Source organism: Desulfocicer niacini (assembly GCF_054657595.1).
This window is the reverse complement of sequence record NZ_BAAHYK010000033.1, coordinates 18,407-38,789: the sequence shown is the minus strand read 5'-3', so window position 1 is coordinate 38,789 and position 20,383 is coordinate 18,407. Positions and strand designations below refer to the sequence as shown.

The following is a 20,383-nucleotide window of genomic DNA, read 5'->3' as shown; positions in this document are numbered from 1 at the left end:
ACAGGGCCTGATCATGGTGCCTGCCCTTTGAACCGGATCAATATTAAATATGCTCAATGCCAGCACGCAACGTTAAGGTTGTATGCTGGAAGGAGCCTTAAAATTTTGAGGTAATGCCATTAAACGGATAAACACAGTTAAAGAGATGATGGAGTATGCCGATGAGGTGCGCCTTGACCGGCGGACAATTGCCCTTGTGCCCACAATGGGCTTTCTTCACAGGGGGCATCTGACATTGATGGAAGAGGCGAAAAAACATGCCGATGATGTTGTGGTGAGTATTTTTGTAAATCCCGCCCAGTTCGGTCCCAACGAAGACCTTGCCACCTATCCAAGATCAATGGAAAAAGATCTTGAACAATGCCGGGAAAAAGGGGTAGCAGCTGTCTTTACCCCGGAGGTTTCAGAGATATATCCCCAGGGCTTCCAGACTTATGTGGCGCTGAAAAAACTTCCCCTGCACCTTTGCGGACTATCCCGCCCGGTTTTTTTCAGGGGAATTACAACAGTGGTTTCCAAGCTGTTCAACATTGTAAAACCCCATATTGCCGTGTTCGGGCAGAAGGATTTTCAGCAGCTGACCATCATAAGGCAGATGGTCAAGGATTTAAGCTTTGACATTGATATTGTGGGTGTTCCCATTGTCCGGGAACCAGATGGCCTTGCCATGAGTTCCCGGAACAAGTATCTCAGCGTGGATCAGCGTTGCGATGCCCTTCTGCTGTATCAGGCCCTTGGCCAGGCACAGAAGATGATAGGGGCAGGTGAAACAGATGCCGCTAAGGTAGTGAGCCGTGCCAGGGAAATACTCTCATCCTGCCCGGATATCACCATTGATTATGTTTCCATATGTGATACGCTTACCTTGGATGAGGTTGATTCCATTAGGGAGCCAGTGCTCATGGCCATAGCCGTGATGCTTGGCAAAACAAGGCTTATTGATAATATGGTGATTTCTTCGGAATCTTAAATATTTGGCCTTGTACTGTGATTCGATGTTCAAGTTTTTTGCCGATTTTGCGAGACCGGGTCAGGCTTGTGTTATTGGCGTTATCGACATCTTAAGGTTTATGGAAATCGCCTGAAGCGGCTGGTTATAATTATATTCTGCCACGTTGTCGTCGATGAGGGGGGGCTGCCTTCCCGGATCAAAATGGCCCGTTCCAGGTTGAAGATACGCTCCCCATAGTTGTTCAGGGTTTTTTCATCCATTTTAATGCTGGTAACTGCGGAGAAGGTACGGCTTTCCAGGGGGGGATCTCCCACATGGTCAGGGGTGTTCCAGAAGAACATGACAGGCCAGCAGGAGTCACATGGCAAAAGGCAGTCTTTGGTGTAGGTTCTGTCCATGATATTGCCCGCTGCATGGGCATTTCCCTCATGGATCATCTTGAGGTCAAGCGTGTTTAACAAAGCTCTGTCAGCCATATTATTGGATTTTAAGTTAGCAGTTGAGGATTCTATCTGCCCATGTTAACTTGCTCCAGTCAGCTTAAATGAAGATTTATAACTGCGATGTGGAGGGAACTTGCCTTGAACAAGCTTGTGAAACATGAACTGACATCCTTTGAGGACCTTGCCATTGGCCAGAAAGCTTCACTAAAAAAAACAATAACCGAGGCGGATCTGGATCATTTTATCGCCATCACCGGTGATGTAAATCCTCTGCATGTTGATGACGAATTTGCCAGGCAGACTTTTTTTGGCCAGCGCATTGCCCACGGCATGCTCTCCGCTGCATTGTTTTCCACCATGGTGGGGATGCATTTACCCGGAACCGGGGCCATCTATAAATCACAGACCCTGGAATTTCTGGCTCCGGTTTTCATTGGGGATACCCTGTGTGTATGGTTTGAAATAACAGACATCAATGCAGCAGTCGGAGAAATCGGCATTAACAGCTGGATCGAAAATCAGGATGGTAAAACGGTGATTCAGGGGCGGACCACGGCGTCTCTTTTACGGGGTTTTAGATACCGTGATGGAATATAGCAATGAACTGTAAGAAAAAAAATATATTGATCTCTGTCTGCTGCTTGATTGTTTTTGTTTCCGGATGTGCAGGGATACAGCCAAATGATTTGCCGGCACCAACCCAACTTCCCGGCATCAACCGAAGTATGAACCGACCAGGATTCTGGATCAGCCATCATTCCCACCCAGATAAGATCCTGATGGACTTCAAAGACATTGATGCTTTTAACCGGCATGTGGAAAAAGAACTTGGATTCATTCGCAATGTTTTGGAAATTGAACCTGTATATGATGGTAAATCCCTTGCCCGTTCCATGGAAAAACGCATTGTTAAACAGACGCTTAAGCACCTGTACTTAAAAAACGGCAGACCGGCGGACACGCTTTTTTACCGTGACATGAGCCGGCAAATGAATATAAAGAACATACCCGATGATATGGTGGTGCGGTACGGCGTTGTCACAGCTTACACAGACCAGCGGATTTTGCCCACCGCTCAGGGCATGTATTCTGCTCCCCGGGATCTGGAATTTGACCAACTTCAGAACAGCGGGCTTGATCTTGGTACTGCTGTTGCCGTTTTACATGACAGTGCCGATGGCCAATGGCAATATGTGTTATCTGCCTTGAGTGCCGGTTGGGTGAAAACCAATATGGTGGCAATTTGTTCCCGGAACCGTCTTCGGGCCTTTGAAGCCCCGGATTCTTTTGTGGTGGTCACCGGGGCCAAGGCAGATATTTACCTTGATTCCCGGTTAACAAAATACCATGATCATGTCCGCATGGGAACTCGCCTTGGCATGGCAGGTTTTACCGGGGATGTGGTTCAGGTGAACCTTCCCGTTAGAGATGACCATGGCAGACTTCAGATACACAAGGGATATATCCATGCAAAAAAGGTGTTAAACGGATATTTGCCCTATACTCCCAGAAACATTATCACCCAGGCCTTTGAGTGTTTGAATGCACCCTATGGCTGGGGTGGCATGTACGGAGAGCAGGATTGCTCACGATTTGTAAATTCTGTTTTTGCCACGGTGGGAATTCGGCTTCCCAGAAATTCATCGGCCCAGGCAAAGGTGGGGATAACTCTTGGAGCCTTTGATGCACATGCAGACTTTCTTGAAAAACGTCAAATTATCCATGATAAGGCTGAAGTGGGGTCAACTCTGATGTATCTCAATGGCCACATCATGCTTTATCTGGGGGAAGTAGGGGGGCAGTTTTATGTGATTCATTCTTTGTGGGGGTATGGGGGCTCTGGCAAAAAGGCCCATCAGGTCCGGGTGGTCAACGGGGTCAGGGTAAGTGCCCTGGCACTGGGGTCAGGTTCCGCCAGGGGCTCTCTTATGGATCGATTAAAAACCATCCCCTCCATTGTTGCGCCTTAAACTTGATGGTCCTGACTCTATAGGAGAGATATTATGACGCTTTTGAGTTTCATCGGACTTGCAACCGCAATGTTCGTCTTAGCCATAACCCCTGGTCCGGGGGTTTTTGCCACAGTTTCCAAGGCCCTTGCCCATGGGTTCAGAAAAGCTGTTCCCGTGATTCTGGGAATTGTTACCGGAGATTTGATTTTCCTTTTATTTGCCATTTACGGGCTTTCCGCAATCGCTGAAATTTTTGGAACGCTGTTCTCAATGATCAAATATCTGGGCGGCGCTTATCTGGTGTGGCTGGGAATTAAATTGTGGCGTTCAGCACCGGACAATCTTGATGTGACAATCCAGCCATCACCATCCGGTAAATACAATTTCCTTGCCGGTCTTTCCATCACGCTTGGGAATCCCAAGGTGATTTTGTTTTATCTTGGTTTTCTTCCCACCTTTGTGGCCTTGGAAACCCTTACCATAGTTGATGTCGTGCTGATTGCACTGGTGGTCTCATCCATACTGGGTACGGTCATGCTCTTTTACGCATTCAGTGCATCCCGGGCACGGCGATTGTTTCAAAGCAGGAGTGCACGGTCAAACATGAACAAAACCGCTGGAACCGTCATGATCGGCACCGGTTTTGTATTACTTTCCAGTACCTGATGGTATCAAGACAGCATTTTTTTGCCAACGCATTTCCAGTTTAACATTTTCCCTGAACATGCTAACATCGGGCCATGCTAAAATTCTTGGACAAAATTCCATATTCGGTGCTGATCATTTTTACAATCATGATGCTGGCGGCTCCGCTAAGGCCGATGCCCCATGTGTTTGAAAAAATTATCATGCTGGCAAATGGAACCCTCAGCAGGCCCATTGATATTTTTGATTTATTATTTCACATATTCCCATTGAGTCTGCTGGTTCTCAAATTCATAAAAAGACCCCGATGATCACCAGAGTCGGGGTGCCGTCAAAAAAAAACCTGAGTCTTCAGCTCAGGGGGGCTACTTAAAATCAGGTCAATGTGTTTTAAATATCAGTTCAGTTGCCGAAAGCGTTCTGACGAAATTTTATCCTGCCACATCAATGCCAAGGTCGCACCCCAGATGTTCATCGGGATTGCTGCACTCAAAGTTCAGATGACGGGTATCTACATGACCTTCTTTTTTTTCGCTTTCAGACTCGATATAATTTTTTTGTGTCTTTCAGGACATGGCCGATAAGGTAAATATTCTGCACTGTCCGAATACGTACATCAAGCCGAATATTTACGGATAAAACATCAAGGAATGGACTTAAGCATGCACAGAACAATAAATAAAAATTATCCCTGCCAATATGAACAGCACTTTGTGCTTAAAAACGGGATAAGGTTATTTATCCGACCTGTCCTAACCACAGACGGTGATCTGCTTGTGGATCTTTTCAACAGAATGTCGGCCCGATCCATCTATCTGCGCTTTCTCAGACGTCTTGATGCCCTTCCCGAAGACCTGATCCGTCGCTTTACTCAGGTGGATTATCATGGCGAATTTGCCCTTGTGGCCATGGTTCAAAAAGAGGAAGAGGAGATTGTCGTAGGGGTGGCACGGTATGGCCAGAATCCCCATGAAGATGCTACAGACCTTGCCGTTGCCGTCTGCGACGGCTGGCAGCACTTTGGGCTTGGCAAGATATTATTGTTGAAGATAATTGAAATCGCCGGGGAAAATGGTATTTTAAGATTTACCGGTATGATGGATGCCCAGAACAGCGTTATCCGTCACATGCTTTCTGAACTTGGATATGATGTGGTCTATGTTTTGAGGAACGGTTTCTTTCAGGCGGATATTGTTGTTTGAATAGTCGCTTTTTTGGGGGCCTGGTCAAAAGCACAATAACACAAGCCTGAAACCATTGACCCGCCAACTGTGCCGGGTAGCCTACGTTGTGACCAAGTCCGAAAAACCCGTTCAAAAGGAGGAAAGTCAATGAAAGATCAATTCAGAAAACAAGCTGAAAAAAGAAGTATTGATCTATCCTGCCAGCCTGTCATCCAGGCTGGTCTGAAACAGGGCATAGAAACCGCCTGGGAGCGCCTGGAAAAGCAGCAGCCCCAGTGCGGATTCGGTCAGCTTGGCATCTGCTGCACCAACTGCGAAATGGGACCCTGTCGCATTGATCCCTTTGGCAATGATCCCCAGAAGGGGGTGTGCGGTGCCACGGCAGATACCATTGTGGTCAGAAACCTCATCCGCATGCTGGCCACCGGGGCCGCAGCCCATTCCGACCATGGCCGGGAGGTGGTGGAGGTGCTTCATGATGCAGCTACGGGCAGGGCCGATGCCTATCCCATAAAGGATGTTGAAAAATTAAAGATCCTGGCCGAAGAGTACGGCATTGACACGGACGGCGCCGCCCCAAACACCCTGGCAGAATCCCTTGCCTTGAAGATCCTTGAAGAGTTCGGCACCATCAAGGGAAAACTTCAGTTCTTTGAACGACTGCCGGAAAAGAGAAAATCCCTGTTAAAAAATCTGGGCATTGTCCCAAGGAGCGTGGACAGAGAGATTGTGGAGACCATGCACCGGGTGCATATGGGTGTGGACAATGATTACATTAATCTGTTGACCCATGGGCTGAGAACGGCCCTGTCAGACGGCTGGGGCGGATCCATGATGGCCACTGAAACCTCGGATGTGCTGTTTGGAACCCCTGCTCCCCTGACCTCCCACGTGAATCTTGCCGTTTTGAAGCCCGATCAGGTGAATATCATCCTCCATGGTCACAACCCCGTTTTGTCTGAAATGATCGTCAATGCCGTCATGGACAAGGATGCCGTGGCCAAGGCAAAGGCAGTGGGGGCCACCGGCATCAACCTTGCCGGTATGTGTTGCACAGGCAACGAACTCTTAATGCGCCGGGGAATTCCCATTGCCGGTAACATGCTCAACCAGGAGCTTGCCATCATGACCGGTGCGGTGGAGGCCATGGTGGTGGATTATCAGTGCATTTTTCCGGCCATAACTGATGTGGCCGGTTGTTTCCATACCCGGGTGATCAGTACCGCTGCCAAGGCAAAGTTTCCCGGTGCCGTTCATATGGAGTTTGAGCCCCACAGCGCACGGGAAACCGCCGCTGCCATCGTGGACCAGGCCATTGAGAATTTTCCCAATCGGAAAAAAGATCGCCTGTGCATCCCCGACCATCCGGCAGACTGGACAGCAGGCTTTTCCGTGGAGGCATTGCTCAAAGCCCTTGGGGGAACGATGGAACCCCTCCTGGATGCCATAAAATCGGGTCAGATCCGCGGGGCCGTCGGCATTGTGGGCTGTAACAATCCCAAGGTAAAGCATGATTTTGCCCATGTGCGCATCATGGAACGCTTGATTGCACAAAATGTTCTGGTGGTGGGCACGGGCTGTGCCATGATCGCCGCCGGAAAGGCAGGGCTCATGATGCCGGCATCCGCAGAAAAAGCGGGGGACAGCCTGAAGGCTGTGTGCCAGGCCCTTGGCATTCCACCGGTCCTGCACATGGGTTCCTGTGTGGATTGCAGCCGGATACTGGTGCTGGTGGCGGCCCTTGCCAGGGCTTTGGATGTAGATATCAGTGATCTGCCCGTGGTTGGCAGTGCACCTGAATGGTATTCGGAAAAAGCCGTGTCCATCGGGTCCTATTTTGTGGCCTCAGGGGTGACGGTGCACCTGGGACTTCCCCCGAGAATCCTGGGCAGCAAGGCCGTTACGTCATTGTTGACTGAAGGGCTGGAATCCGTTGTCAAGGCAAGCTTTTTTGTGGAGACAGATCCAGACAAGGCTGCGGATGCGATGATAGAAAAGATTGATCAGAAACGAAAAGCACTTGGCATATAATTTTTTTCCAGGGAGGACTTGATGAGATACAGAATTGCAAGTTATCGGGAAAAAAATAAAAGAGAAAAGAACCTCACCTGTTTCAGGGGGTACCCATGAAACAATATGTCATTATTGGTGCCAGTGCGGCAGGGATTGCTGCAGCTGAATCCATACGCCGTCATGATAAAACGGCAAAAATTGTAATGGTTTCCGACGAAATGGAAAAACCCTATTTCCGGGTGACGCTCTCCTTTGTTCTTGCCGGAACCATTGGTGGCGATAAACTTTGTCTGGCATCGGATCGGTATTTAACTGAGCTTGGGATTCGCTTTATCTCCGGCAGAAAAGCCCTTGGCATTGATGCGGCAAAAAATCAGGTGCATCTTGATGATGCCACCCGTGTGGATTATGACGCCCTGTTGCTGGCCACGGGCTCCAGGCCCCGGACAATTGATATTCCCGGACTTGATAAAAAAGGGATTTATTATTTCAGAACCCGAAAAGATATGGAAGGGGTGAAGGCCATTGCAGGAAAAGCAACCAGGGCCGTTGTCATTGGGGGCGGACTTGTGGGCATAAAGGTGTCTGATGCCCTGTGTAATCTTGGCATAAAGGTTCGCATGATGGTGACTTCAGATAAAGTGCTGTCCCAGACGGCGGACCCGGAAACCGCGGACATTGTGTTAAATATTTTGAAGTCCCGGGGTCTCACCGTGGAAAACGGTGTGTCTCCCCTTGCATTCCAGGGCCGAGGAGAATTCGTTGAACGGGTACTCACGGATGCCGGGGAGCGCATTGCCTGTGACCTGGTGGTCATCGGTAAGGGTGTAGTTCCCAATGTCGGGCTTGCCGGGGATTTTCCCGTTGGTGGGGAAGGGGCCGCCCATGCCGATGGTATTGAAATCGACAGATACCTTGCCACTTCGGTTCCCAATATATTTGCGGCAGGGGATGTGGCCAAAAGCCTGGACATTGCCACTGGGATATCAGAAATACACGCCATATGGCCTGTGGCGGTGGAGCAGGGCAGAACTGCGGGATGCAACATGTGCGGTATCAAGACCCCCTATGGCGGTGCCCTGAATCGCAATGCCTTTCACATGGGGACAAGTTATGTCATCACCGGCGGGCTCTTCAATCCCGGAGCCGATGATGCCTGCACCATCCATGTGTATCGTCACCCGGAGAAAAATATCCATCGCCGCCTGGTGACTCGAGACGGCCGTATTGTGGGCATGGCATTTGTCAACGATACCCCTGCCGCCGGAAGGGTTCTTGCCATGATCCAGCGAAAACAGAAGTTGTCTGCACTACCGGTTGATATCCTGTCCCCGGGATTTGATTTTAATCGGTTGGTTTGACTCAGACGAGAAAGGAGAGAACATGAAATCAGTTGTCCTTGATCCGGAAAAATGTGTGGGATGTAAACACTGCTATCTTGCCTGTGCGCTGGTGCATTCCCAGAGTGATGATATTTTCGGTGCCATAAATGAAATCCCTGTGCCAAGGGCACGGATATTTGTGGACATCGCCCATGATCAAAAGGCCTTTGCCAATCGCTGCAGGCACTGTGATCCCTCTCCCTGCCTTTCTGCTTGCCCCTCCGGGGCCATATTCAGGGATGAAGACACGGATTCCGTTTTGATTGATCAGGAAAAATGCATCAACTGCGCCATGTGCGCCATGGCCTGTCCCTTTGGAGTTATCCGGTTTTATCCCCAGGAGCAGATGCCCTTTCACAGGGTGGTGGCCGTAAAATGTGATAATTGTGTACAGCGCATCCGGGAGGAGCAGATCCCGGCCTGTGCGGAAGCCTGTAAAACCGGTGCCCTTGTTTATGGAGAAATCAATGATGTGCTGCGGGAAAGGCATTTGGTGGCCATCCGTCAGGAAAAACTGCCAGCGGGAATACAGACCTGGAGGGCCATGAATCTTCATTGAGCCTGAACTGAAGATTGGTTTTACGAGAACGGGCGCAGTCATAAGTACCTACTCGTCAGTCATAAGTTCCCCAATGTGCCAGCGCATAATGTGTTTCTTTAAAATTAAAACCAACACATGTGGTATGAAAAATGAGAACTTATGACTCGTGAGGTATTTATAAAATACGTCTGATCCCGTTGCCACCACTTAAGTTCGAAAGTAATTATATTTTTTTTAATAAAGTGTTATTTAAGGTGCCGAAGTTGTGCTCAACTTCTAAAGGGTTTCTTGTTGACAATAATCCAGTAAAATCATATCTTATCATAATATGTATTTAAATAGATATTTTCGGTTCCTTTTCTGATCTTGATATAACCATCCAACTTTTTGAATTTAATAAAATTATCCCACTCAACTGAGTCAACTGATTCCCTTATAGCGCGAACGTTGTAATAAGAATGTTTATCAAAAGAAAGAAGATTATGTAGTTGTATTGTATAATATTGAAAGCCAGTAACATTTAAAAAGGAGGAATATGATGAAAAAAACAAGTAGAATTCCTGTAGTACTCATTGCTTGCTTTGTGGCTATCGGAATCAGTGGCTGTGCATCTCAAACTGATCATGTAAAATCCCTTCAGGATCAATTAACGGCAAAGGACAAAACCATTTCAAGTCTGAATACTGATTTGCAAAGCACAGAAGAAACCCTTGCTCAGTATAAAACAAAATTGTCTGCAACAGAGAAAACCGCTGAAGAAAAACAATTTGAATTGGAAGAGCAAAAGATGGAAATGGAGAAAGCCAAATTGCTGAACACAGCGCCACTCCTTCCTCCCAATCCTAAGGTGGGTGAGTGTTATGCAAGGGTGTTTATGCCCCCCCAATATAAAACAATTAAAAAAACTATATTAAAAAAACAAGCTTCAGAACGTGTCGAAATTTTACCCGCTTCATATGGTTATGAAGATAAGGAGATCCTTGTCAAGGAAGCCTCTGAAACCATTCAGGTGGTACCGGCTCAGTATGGTTGGGAGACTGAAACCGTAATGGTCAAGGAAGCCTCCTATAAAATGGTTGATGTCCCAGCTCAATATGAATGGACAACGGAAAAGGTTTTGTTGAAACCGGCACATTCCGTATGGAAAAGAGGTCAGGGGCTGGTGGAAAAGGTTGACAATACAACCGGTGAGATCATGTGCCTGGTGGCTGTTCCTGCCACTTATAAAACCGTTAAGAAAAAAATTCTCAAATCAGAAGCAACTTCCAGAAAAATTCAAATTCCAGCCCAGTATAAAACCGTTAAAAGGAAAGTTCTGATTTCTCCTGCTGTCGTTAAAAAAATAACGATTCCTGCAGAGTACAAAACTGTTAAGGTTAAGAAGATGATTACGCCGCCAAAGGAAAAACGCATTGCAATTCCTGCTGAGTACGAAACCATTACCCTTACAGAACAAGTCAGCGATGGAAAACTGGTGTGGCGCAGGGTTTTATGCGAAACCAATATGGGAAAAGACATTATTGTACGGCTCCAGAGAGCCTTGAAAGAAAATGGTCATGATCCTGTCTTTATCGACGGTGTCATCGGATGGCGAACCATGAAGGCCTTGAAAGCTTATCAGACTGAAAAAGGTCTGGCTGTGGGCAAGGTTACCTACAAGACCCTTGAGAGCCTTGGACTTGTGCACCTACCATAGTTTTTTTGTTTTGGATAAGAACTTCATGGATAAAAGGCCTTTCAGGTCTTTTATCCATGGGTTGATAGATTGTTTTGCGCTCTGATGGCAGTACCTCACTTCCAGCGCTCCTTTTGGCCAATATGTGTTAATTATATATTAAGCGTTGCCATATGGTTAACACTGTGATTAATGATTTATTTGATCCCTGTAAATCACATTTCCATACAATTCTTGATTTCAGGGTTAAGAAAAAAGACAATACCTTCTTGAATCCTCCCCTAGATTAAATCCCCTTCTTTTTTTTATTCTTCGTTGAACGTTGGCATCAACCTTGCTGTGTTATGTTATAACAGCGCCCCATAATGCTAAATGGAAATGAACAGATGGTGATCATATTGCTTGGCGAAATCGGTATGTAGTGATCACTCCCCGAATAAATATATCTGGAGGAAGATAACGTGGCATCTGAAACACTATTCTCAAGCGTAAAAGAAGAGGCAAGAAAAAACTATATTGCCATATTTGAGCAGGACTGGCCTGCCTGGCTTGCTGGTATATTCATTGCAATTCTGGCCCTTCTTATCTTTTTGTGGGATACCCCTTGGGGAATTGCAGGTGGATACCGGAATTGGGGAGACTGGTTTCTGTACACCATTGGCGTTAACAGTAAAAAACCTTTTTTCCCCTGGCTGCATCCCATGTCCATGTCAAACTTCGGAATTTTCGCAGGTGCTCTTATGTCGGCCCTGATGAGCCGTCAGTTTAAAATAAGGAAGGCCCCGCCCCTGGAGTACGCCAAAGGCATCATCGGCGGTATCCTCATGGGTTTTGGTGCCGCGTTTGCCGGGGGATGTAATGTAGGCGGCTTTTACACGGCAACCGGTATGCTTTCCATGGGGGGAATTGCCATGATGGTGGGCCTGGGTATCGGTGCCTGGATTGGATTGAAATACCTTCTGTGGGAGATGGAAAATCTTTCCATTAAACCCCTGGTGCAGAAAACAAAGGGTGGTACATTTCTGGGCGTAAATTGGGATATTGTGCAGCCTTATATTGGCGGAACACTTTTTCTTGCCATCGTTGTCGCTTTTTATTTTTATTCCGCCATTGATAAAACCATCCTTGGCGGCATTCTTTTCTTCGGATTTCTCATCGGGCTTGTTATGCATCGCTCCCGTTTCTGTTTTGTGCGGGCATTCCGGTGTCCTTTTATGACTGGGGAATCTGATATGGTCAAGGTTGTGGCAATGAGTCTCATTATTTATGGCATGGGAAGTGCCATCATTAAATGGGCGTGGATCAAGGAACCCATGATGGGGGTGTATCATCCCTTTGTGCTGGGAAGTCTGGGTGGAGGAGTCGTTTTCGGCATCGGCATGATTCTGGCCGGGGGCTGTGCCAGCTCCACCCTGTGGCGTATTGGTGAAGGGCACCTTAAGCTTGTTATGACGCTTTTGGGATTTTCCCTTTCAAATGCCCTGACCCACAAATTTATCACGGCATATAACCTGTCTGAAAAAATGGGGAAAGGGGTTTTTATGCCCGATATTTTCTCCTGGGAGTTGACCATTCCCCTGTTCATTGTTTTTTTTGTGTGTTGGGCTTTTCTGGCCATCTGGAACGAAGAAACTGAAAAATTTGTCATTTTTTAAATAACAGCATTTTTTTAAATTTAACACAGATAATAAGGAGAGAAATCATGGATCTTACAACAATTGAAGCCACACAGGTATTGGACACATGCGGATTGAGCTGCCCCATGCCGTTGCTAAAGACAAAGAAAACACTCAAGGCAATGAAGGCCGGTGAAATCCTTGAAATTTGGGGAAATGATCCCGGTTCTAAATATGATCTTCCCGATTGGGGAAACAAAGGTGGCAATGAATTTCTGGGAATGACGGATGTGGATGGTGGGGTTACCAGATATTTTATAAAAAAGGGGTAGGGGGATGACAGATAAAATTGCGGTATTGATAAAAGACAAGGCCCAGCAATACGAGGGCCTCAGAACAAGCCTGGGGTTACTTCTGGAAATGGCGGAAGTGCAGATGTTTGTTTTAAACCATGAAATTGAAAATATGGACGAAGCCTATTCCGAAAATATGGAATTCATTGACGAAATGGAAGGCGAACGCTATTCCAATAACAAAGAAAATGTTGAAAAATATGGATTTAAATTTGCCACGCTTCCAGAGATCGGAGAGATGTTGAAGCAGGCGACACTGGTCGTTCCATTTTAGCTTGGTTGCCATATCGCCTAGGGCTGTGGCCCATCGGGCGAAACAAAATCAGGTGTCTATTCTACTTGAGGAGAACAGCTGTATGAAAATTTTGCACATATTCAGATCCCGGCCCGATGAGACTGTCAATGCCCTCATGGCACCGTTTTCAGATCAGGAGGAGAAGAAAACAGTCCTCTACGAATCGGACGTGGACTGGGACGAACTGGTGGATGATATCTTTGAATCGGACAAGGTTATTTCCTGGTGGTAGGCCATCGAAGATAAGGAGAAAAAAATGGATAAAGATCTTGCAGCGGCCATGATGCTTCAAAGGTGCAGCTGTTACGATAAGGCGCTTGAGGCAGCAAAAAAAGTTCTGGAAAAGGGCAGTCCTGACTCGGAAGATTCATACCTTGCAAGAGAGATCATCAAGTCCCTTGGAGAGGCCTTTCTCAAACAACGGTTTATGGAAAAAGCCCTGGAATGCTACCAGGCTTTGACGGATGGAAGTCAGGCCCTTAATGAATGCCCTGACACCTCAGATGCGGATGCATTTTCAGACATGGGCCCCAACAGTGTGGAGATCAAAACAGTGGTCAGCGAGGATGTGCTGGAACTTTTCAAGACCATTCAGCAAAGCCAATGCACCAGCGCATCCACCGAAGAATCCTTGCTCAGAGAGGCGGTGTACCATCTGATATTAAAATATGCGTCCAACGAGGGTGTTCGAACCATGCTTTTTAACAAGCTTGAAAAAGTAATCAGAAAAGATTAATAGGGTGAAAATATGGCGCAATCATTGGGAATACTTGTCACTTCAGACAAACATATGGACTATGTTATTAATTTAACGGCAGCGGCACATAAAAAAGAAAAAGCGGTGCAGATTTTTTTCACCGGAGGTGCCGTAAAATTGAGTTTAACCCCAGATTTTAACAAACTTGTGGGTAAGGCAAAACTTGCGATCTGTGATGTGAGTTTCCGGGCACAGGGATTTCATGGCAGAGAAGATGAGGTGCCGGGTGTGGGGTTCAAAGATTTTGCCACCCAGGCCAGAAATGCGGAAATGTCCGCGGAATGTGACCGCTACATTGTTTTATAAACCACATATGGGTGGTGCTTTGCGTGTTGGTCATTAGGGGTTGATCTCAACTACCATCCCGAGGGGGGGGGAATGTGATCAGCCCTCTTTTATTTTGACCTGGGTGTTTTTATGATATATCTTGTTTTTATATTAAAAAACTCTTTGGCAGGTTTGGATGCACCATGGATGTGGGTTCTCAATACAGTTTAATTCCCTATGATTCCCTAAATGCTGTGGTTCCCGCAGCTGAAAGAAAATTGCAGCAGACCCATGCGGAGATAGCTCCTCCAAGCCCGGAATATCAGCTTTCTAAAAAGCATCCAAGGGTATATATTTCTGAGAATTCTGATTTTTCTCCTTCACGCATCTATACGTCCGGCAGCAGGCTGTCAGCCATTGAATACTCAAAAATAGGCGCATTGATTGATGTTTATGCCTGAGCTACAAATTTTGGCTGATCTTATGAGCAAGCCTCACCATTGACAGGGCGCATTTCCATTGACATGTCTGCAAACACGGGTGTTGGGCGACTCTTATTTTGACAAAAAAGGTGATCTGACATAGCATACCTTAATTTATAAAAACTGCAGTGGATACAGGGCGGATGTAATGCTGGACAAAGAATTAAACATGAATACGGTGCTGTCACCGGCCTATTGTGAAATCTGGGATAACTCTCTTCTTGGGGTGATGGTCCTGGATAAAAACGGCATATTTCGTTATATGAACCGCCTTTTTATTCTCACCGATGATTTTCAGGATGAGGATGTTCTGGGTAAACCCATGGTGGATTTTTATCCCCTGGAGCGTGACTGCCACATGTCCATCATGTCCATGGAGACTGGAAAACCCATTTTAAAAAAGACAGTTGTCTACTACACCCACAAGAAAAAACTGGTTAATTCGCTTTGCTCCACCTTTCCCCTTTTGTCCCGGGGCCGGGTGGAAGGGGTCATTCATTTTTCCCTGAATCTTCAGGTTAGTCAGCGTCTCATGGAACGGCATGGAAATGCGGATGCAAAAATAATATCCCGGGAAGTCCCCCGGGAAAAAAAATCCTATCATTTTAGCTCCATTATTGGGGAAGATGCGCAACTAAAACACGCCATCGACTATGCAAAATCGGCCAGTAACACGGATTTTTCTGTTTTAATCTGGGCGGAAAGCGGCTGTGGTAAAGAACTGTTTGCCCAGTCCATCCACAATGCATCGGACAGAAAAGACCATCCCTTTGTGCCCATTAATTGTGCCGCAATCCCGGACAACCTTTTGGAGACCACACTGTTTGGAACCTCCAGAGGGGCCTTTACCGGGGCCATGGAACGGGCAGGTCTTCTTGAAGAAGCCCAGGGAGGAACCCTTTTACTTGATGAATTAAATTCCATGTCCCTGGAGCTTCAGGCCAAACTGCTCCGGGTTATTCAGGAAAAAAAGATACGCAGGGTGGGGGCATTAAAAGAAATTCCCGTGGATGTCAGATTCATTTCCACCTGCAATATTTCCCCGGCCCGTGCCCTGGAAGAAAATAAAATCCGGGCAGATCTGTTTTATCGCCTGGGAGTGGTGGTGCTGGAAATTCCACCCTTGAATAATCGTCGTGACGATATCCCGTTGCTGTGCCAGCATTTTTTGAGCCAATGGGTGGCCCGATCTCCGGATAAATCCATTCGGATATCCGATGCCGTGCTTGATATTTTTTTTAAATACCCCTGGCCTGGTAATGTCAGGGAATTGGAACATACCTTGAATGCCTGTTTTACCCTGCTCCGTGGCAGTAGCACTATTTATGAGTATCATTTGTCGCCTTACTTCATTGATAATTATCACCGATTGACCAGTGACAGTGCAGGAGAAAACGCAAATGGTCTGATGGGGAATGGGGTTGTTTCTTCTGTGGGATCAACGGCGGGGGTGCAGCAAACTTTTCCCGCGCCCCTAGCCTGCATTGAAGACAACGGGAAAATATGTCTTTCCTCGGCTTTGAAAAGTATTGAAACCATATACATTGAAAAATCTCTTAAACGGGCCGGGTACAATATTTCAAAAGCTGGCAGGTTTCTTAATCTTTCTCCCCAGGCTCTACGATACAGAATTAAAAAGCTTGGTATTCATGTTGCAATTGAATAAACTTGAACATCGAATTTAACAACCCTCCCCAATAAAGTTCTTTTTCCACTCTTTCCCTCCTGGTGAAAAATAAATATATATTTGAAAATTTTTTTAAATTGCAAAATATTATTTCAAACTCAAATTTTCCATTTTTCAAAGATTCCATCAATGCATTTGCCTGAAGTTGATAAATTAAACATTTGATATAATTAAGTTATTTGACTTTTCTGCCCAGTTGCAATAGAGATTGATATCCTGTGGCACATGCTTTGCTAATTGTATATTCAGTTTAGATGCACAAGTCCTGTTACAACAAATTACCTTTGTCCGGTTCCCGGCAGTGGTTTTATTTTCATATATTTGCAGTATCACGAAGTTGAATACTAAATTTTAAGGAGTCATGAAGATGGGAATTGAAAATAAAACAGCTTCATACATGAATAGAATAAATAAACTCCGTGACCGGGTTGTCAATGCGACCCCCACCATGGATATTGAAAATGCACTGATTCTCACCGAAAGTTTTAAAAAAACAGAAGCCCTTCCCCGGGAAATGCGAAAAGCCCAGGCCTTTAAAGACGTATGCACGAAGAAAACCATAACCATATGGGACAATGAGCTTATTGTGGGGTGTTCCGGCAAGATGGCAAGGGGCGGAGTCCTCTGCGCCGACGTCTGCTGGTCTGTCCTTGACAAGGAGCTGGAAACCATCAGCAATCGTCCCTACGATCCTTTTTACATCTCCGATGAAGATAAAAAATTATTCAAAGATGTGATTAAACCCTATTGGCTGGGACGCTCCAATTTTGAAAAATGGGAGGCCCAGGCCCCCAAAGACATCGTTGATCTCAAAGAAAATGCCGTTATCTACATTGACCGGAAAGCAGTGCGGGGACCAGGTGAACTGACTCCTGCCTATGACGAACTGCTGAGAGAAGGCATGGATGGCATCATTGCCTATATTGAACAGAAAAAATCCGAGTATGATCTGTCCAAACCCAATCATTATCCCAGGATTGCCTACCTCAACGCCATGATCACAGCGGCAGAGGGTATGAAAATACTGGGAGAGCGATACAGAGAAGAGGCCCTTCGCCTGGCAGCTGAGGAAACCGATGAGACCCGTCGTGGTGAGCTTGAAAAAATCGCCGAGGTGTTTTCCCAGATTCCGGCCAGGCCTGCCCGTAATTTTCATGAGGCCATTCAGTTTGTGTATCTGTATCACTCCAGCATTTTTATGGAGCAGAATGCTGCAAGCTATAACCTGGGGCGCATAGATCAATATCTCTATCCCTATTACAAAGCCGACCTTGAAGCCGGACGTATTAGCCCGGAACACGCCCAGGAGCTGTTTGACTGCACCTGGGTGAAACTTGCGGAACCTTGCCTGTTCCAAGATGGCGTAACTGCAGAATATGCCAATGGATACACAATGTTCCAGAATGTGTGCGCTGGTGGTATTGACCAGTTCGGCCAGGATGCCGTCAATGATCTGTCCTACATGGTTATCCAGGCATCCATGGATACCATGCTTTACCAGCCATCTTTGTCTGTGCGGTACAATCTGGCCAAGAATCCTGATTCTTTCCTCAGGAAATGCGCGGACTGTATCAACACCGGCAATGGATTTCCCGCCTTTCACAATGATGAGGTGGGTATAAGGATGATGCAGAACAAAGGTGTGCCTCTGCATGAAGCCTATGACTGGAACCCCTGCGGATGTGTGGAGACCAACCTGAGCGGTCGTATCCGGGGCTATGTCAGTGCCGATGTGAACCTTGGCAGTATTGTGGAATTTGTCATGAACCGCGGAATTCATAGAAAAAGCGGCAAGATGCTGGGCATTGATACCGGAGATCCAAGGCAGTTTTCCACCCATCGTGAATTTGCAGATGCCGTTAAAAATCAGATTGATTACATCATTAAAAAGGTGGTGGAGGCCAATAATGTTCTGGATGAAATCTGGGATGATCGACCGGTGCCTTTTATATCCTTGACATTCAGAAACTGCATTGATACGGCCACGGATTATACCCATGGCGGCACCAAATACAAGTGCGGAAACGGTATTATTTACGATGGTATTGCTGATTTCATCAACAGCATCGCCGCTGTGAAAGAACTGGTATTTGATAAAAAATCCGTGACCATGGGCCAGCTCATTGAGGCATTGGATGCTGATTTTGAAGGGTTTGATGAGATCCGGGAAAAATGTCTCAATGCCGAAAAATATGGCAATGACCTGGATAATCCGGATCGTGTGGCCGCAGAAATGATGACCCACATCGCCGTTAATACCAATAAGCAGGACAGTAAATACGGTAAACTCATGTCCGGTGTGCTGCCTGTTACGGCCCATGTCCCCCTGGGAAAGGTGGTGGGAGCCCTGCCGTCGGGAAGAAAAGCATGGACCACCCTGACAGACGGTTTAAGCCCCACCGGCGGTACCGATGTCAATGGGGCAAGTGCGGTGCTTAAATCCGTCGCCAAAATTCCCCATGACCTTTTTTCTTCGGGTACTCTTTTAAACATGAAGCTTTCCAACGAATTGATGAAGGAGGAAAGGGGCCCGGTTCATCTCATGTCCCTTTTAAAAAGTGCCTGCTCTCTTGGGGTTTTTCATGCCCAGTTCAACGTGGTGGATAGAGAAGTCCTTCTGAAGGCCCAGAAATACCCCGAAGATCACAAGGATCTCTTGATCCGGGTGGCGGGTTACACGGCCTATTTTGTGGAATTGTGCCCGGAGGTACAAGATGAAATCATCCATCGAACGGTCCAGGAGGAGTTTACGCCTGCCAGGGCCGGGGGATGCTGCTAAACACTGAGTTGTTGACCCATAGAACGGTCATGTTTTGTCGGACACAATAAATATAGGGTCGTAGACGCGGAGCTAAATGGTATTATACCGCCGCCCCCCGACGGGCAATGGTCCCGGACCGGAACTGTAGACAGCTCAATTGTCCGGTTCCTATTGCCCATCGGGGGGCGGCTCTGCTGAGGTAGACTTGAAGGCTACCTTTTCATATCAAAAAACATACATGGCAGTTATCAATTGCCACAACGAAGATAGAAAAAACCGTTGCTGGCAAAACCCAGTACCCAGTACCTGATACCCAGTACCCGGCATCTGGCTTTTTCATAAAAAATACCTCCGGGTGAAAAGGAGAAAACCGCCATGACCCCTGGCAGAATATTGAGAATCGAAAAATTGTCCATTTTTGACGGGGACGGCCTTCGAACGGTGATTTTCCTCAAAGGATGTCCATTACGGTGCCGGTGGTGTTCCACCCCGGAGTCCCAGAAAAACACCACGGATTTTGGTATCCATAAAAATAAATGCACCCATTGTTTTACCTGTGTAAATATCTGTCCAGAAGGGGCCGTTTCTTATAATAAAACAACCGATGTTTTTACCACAGACATGTCACGTTGTACCGATTGCAGGCAATGTGTTGAAGGCTGTCCGGCCAATGCCCGCATTGCCTATGGATACAACGCCACCGAGGATGAAATGTTAAGGGAATTGGGTAAAGACTCGGTTTTTTATTACCACTCCGGTGGCGGTGTCACCGTCAGCGGGGGGGAACCCCTTATGCAGAAGGATTTTCTGGCATCCCTTCTGGAGGGCTGTGTCATGCAGGGTATAAACACAGCCATTGAAACAAGCGGCCATGTCCCCTGGGATAACATTGAAAAGGTGCTTCCCTGGGTGGATACCCTGTTTTACGATTTAAAGCACCTTGATACCAATGTTCATAAGCAGATAACCGGGATGGGCAATGGGTTGATTCTGGAAAATTTGAAAAAAATTGATGAAACCCCCCGCTCCTTTCCCCTTATTGTTCGTATGCCGGTGATTCCCTCCCTCAATGATGAAGATTCCAACATTAAAGCCCTGGGGCTGTTCTGCCGGGGGCTTAAAAAAATAAAGGAAATTCAGCTGCTGCCCTACCATCGTCTGGGCATTGAAACCTATCGTCGTCTATCTCTTGCCTATGCCTTGGAAGGTATTCCCAGTCCCGATGAGGGCGAGATGGGAAGGAAAAAGAAATTGCTCACAGATATGGGCCTGACCGTGAAAATTGGCGGATAACCCCTGATTTGAAGGCGATGAAAAAGCCAGGGCCGCAGCTCTTCTGGATGAAGTGGGATTTGATATGCCAAAGCAGACCCTTGCT

20 protein-coding genes are annotated in these 20,383 nt (G+C 46.8%); 19 read left to right on the top strand and 1 reads right to left on the bottom strand.

Annotation, left to right across the window (positions count from 1 at the left end; genetic code table 11):
- The first annotated feature begins 118 nt into the window (after positions 1–118).
- A complete protein-coding gene (gene panC, locus ACYQ2M_RS17110; protein WP_459917616.1) occupies positions 119–970 on the top strand; it encodes a pantoate--beta-alanine ligase in 852 nt (283 codons plus the stop codon).
- Between the two features lie 98 nt (positions 971–1,068).
- Here panC and ACYQ2M_RS17105 read toward each other — a convergent pair whose 3' ends face one another.
- Positions 1,069–1,413, bottom strand: a complete 345-nt coding sequence (locus ACYQ2M_RS17105; protein ID WP_459917584.1) for an aldehyde ferredoxin oxidoreductase C-terminal domain-containing protein — start codon at positions 1,411–1,413, stop codon at positions 1,069–1,071.
- 120 nt (positions 1,414–1,533) lie between these two features.
- Between ACYQ2M_RS17105 and ACYQ2M_RS17100 the strand changes: the two genes are divergently transcribed.
- The 18 genes from ACYQ2M_RS17100 (at position 1,534) to ACYQ2M_RS17015 (ending at position 20,298) form a co-directional block, all read left to right on the top strand.
- Positions 1,534–1,992: a MaoC family dehydratase gene (locus ACYQ2M_RS17100; RefSeq protein WP_459917583.1), complete on the top strand. Its 459-nt coding sequence runs from the start codon at positions 1,534–1,536 to the stop codon at positions 1,990–1,992.
- 2 nt (positions 1,993–1,994) lie between these two features.
- Positions 1,995–3,365 carry an SH3 domain-containing protein gene (locus ACYQ2M_RS17095; RefSeq protein ID WP_459917582.1) on the top strand — a complete coding sequence of 457 codons (1,371 nt, stop codon included), beginning with the start codon at positions 1,995–1,997 and terminating at the stop codon, positions 3,363–3,365.
- A 33-nt stretch (positions 3,366–3,398) separates the two neighbouring features.
- Positions 3,399–4,013 (top strand): LysE family translocator, encoded by a 615-nt coding sequence (locus tag ACYQ2M_RS17090; RefSeq protein ID WP_459917581.1) that lies wholly within the window; start codon positions 3,399–3,401, stop codon positions 4,011–4,013.
- Between the two features lie 641 nt (positions 4,014–4,654).
- Positions 4,655–5,194: a GNAT family N-acetyltransferase gene (locus tag ACYQ2M_RS17085; protein WP_459917580.1), complete on the top strand. Its 540-nt coding sequence runs from the start codon at positions 4,655–4,657 to the stop codon at positions 5,192–5,194.
- Between the two features lie 129 nt (positions 5,195–5,323).
- Positions 5,324–7,207, top strand: a complete 1,884-nt coding sequence (gene cooS / locus ACYQ2M_RS17080) for an anaerobic carbon-monoxide dehydrogenase catalytic subunit (RefSeq protein WP_459917579.1) — start codon at positions 5,324–5,326, stop codon at positions 7,205–7,207.
- A gap of 95 nt (positions 7,208–7,302) precedes the next feature.
- On the top strand, positions 7,303–8,550 hold the full coding sequence (locus ACYQ2M_RS17075) for an NAD(P)/FAD-dependent oxidoreductase (RefSeq protein WP_459917578.1): 1,248 nt from the start codon (positions 7,303–7,305) through the stop codon (positions 8,548–8,550).
- Between the two features lie 22 nt (positions 8,551–8,572).
- The gene (locus ACYQ2M_RS17070; RefSeq protein WP_459917577.1) at positions 8,573–9,130 is read left to right on the top strand and encodes a 4Fe-4S dicluster domain-containing protein; all 558 of its coding nucleotides are present in this window, start codon (positions 8,573–8,575) and stop codon (positions 9,128–9,130) included.
- A 517-nt stretch (positions 9,131–9,647) separates the two neighbouring features.
- Positions 9,648–10,808: a peptidoglycan-binding domain-containing protein gene (locus ACYQ2M_RS17065; RefSeq protein WP_459917576.1), complete on the top strand. Its 1,161-nt coding sequence runs from the start codon at positions 9,648–9,650 to the stop codon at positions 10,806–10,808.
- A gap of 440 nt (positions 10,809–11,248) precedes the next feature.
- Complete coding sequence (locus ACYQ2M_RS17060) at positions 11,249–12,442, top strand: YeeE/YedE thiosulfate transporter family protein (RefSeq protein WP_459917575.1); 1,194 nt, start codon at positions 11,249–11,251, stop codon at positions 12,440–12,442.
- A 47-nt stretch (positions 12,443–12,489) separates the two neighbouring features.
- Positions 12,490–12,735: a sulfurtransferase TusA family protein gene (locus tag ACYQ2M_RS17055; protein ID WP_459917574.1), complete on the top strand. Its 246-nt coding sequence runs from the start codon at positions 12,490–12,492 to the stop codon at positions 12,733–12,735.
- Between the two features lie 4 nt (positions 12,736–12,739).
- Positions 12,740–13,030: a hypothetical protein gene (locus tag ACYQ2M_RS17050; RefSeq protein ID WP_459917573.1), complete on the top strand. Its 291-nt coding sequence runs from the start codon at positions 12,740–12,742 to the stop codon at positions 13,028–13,030.
- Between the two features lie 82 nt (positions 13,031–13,112).
- Positions 13,113–13,283: a hypothetical protein gene (locus ACYQ2M_RS17045; protein WP_459917572.1), complete on the top strand. Its 171-nt coding sequence runs from the start codon at positions 13,113–13,115 to the stop codon at positions 13,281–13,283.
- A gap of 24 nt (positions 13,284–13,307) precedes the next feature.
- Positions 13,308–13,787, top strand: a complete 480-nt coding sequence (locus ACYQ2M_RS17040) for a hypothetical protein (protein WP_459917571.1) — start codon at positions 13,308–13,310, stop codon at positions 13,785–13,787.
- Positions 13,788–13,799: 12 nt separating this feature from the next.
- Positions 13,800–14,114: a hypothetical protein gene (locus ACYQ2M_RS17035; RefSeq protein ID WP_459917570.1), complete on the top strand. Its 315-nt coding sequence runs from the start codon at positions 13,800–13,802 to the stop codon at positions 14,112–14,114.
- 164 nt (positions 14,115–14,278) lie between these two features.
- Entirely contained in the window at positions 14,279–14,536 is a 258-nt protein-coding gene (locus tag ACYQ2M_RS17030) for a hypothetical protein (RefSeq protein ID WP_459917569.1), read from the top strand.
- Between the two features lie 169 nt (positions 14,537–14,705).
- Complete coding sequence (locus ACYQ2M_RS17025; protein ID WP_459917568.1) at positions 14,706–16,223, top strand: sigma-54 interaction domain-containing protein; 1,518 nt, start codon at positions 14,706–14,708, stop codon at positions 16,221–16,223.
- Between the two features lie 388 nt (positions 16,224–16,611).
- Positions 16,612–19,023, top strand: coding sequence for a glycyl radical protein (locus tag ACYQ2M_RS17020; protein ID WP_459917567.1), 2,412 nt, complete (start codon positions 16,612–16,614; stop codon positions 19,021–19,023).
- A 357-nt stretch (positions 19,024–19,380) separates the two neighbouring features.
- Positions 19,381–20,298 (top strand): glycyl-radical enzyme activating protein, encoded by a 918-nt coding sequence (locus ACYQ2M_RS17015; RefSeq protein WP_459917566.1) that lies wholly within the window; start codon positions 19,381–19,383, stop codon positions 20,296–20,298.
- Positions 20,299–20,383: the final 85 nt, after the last annotated feature.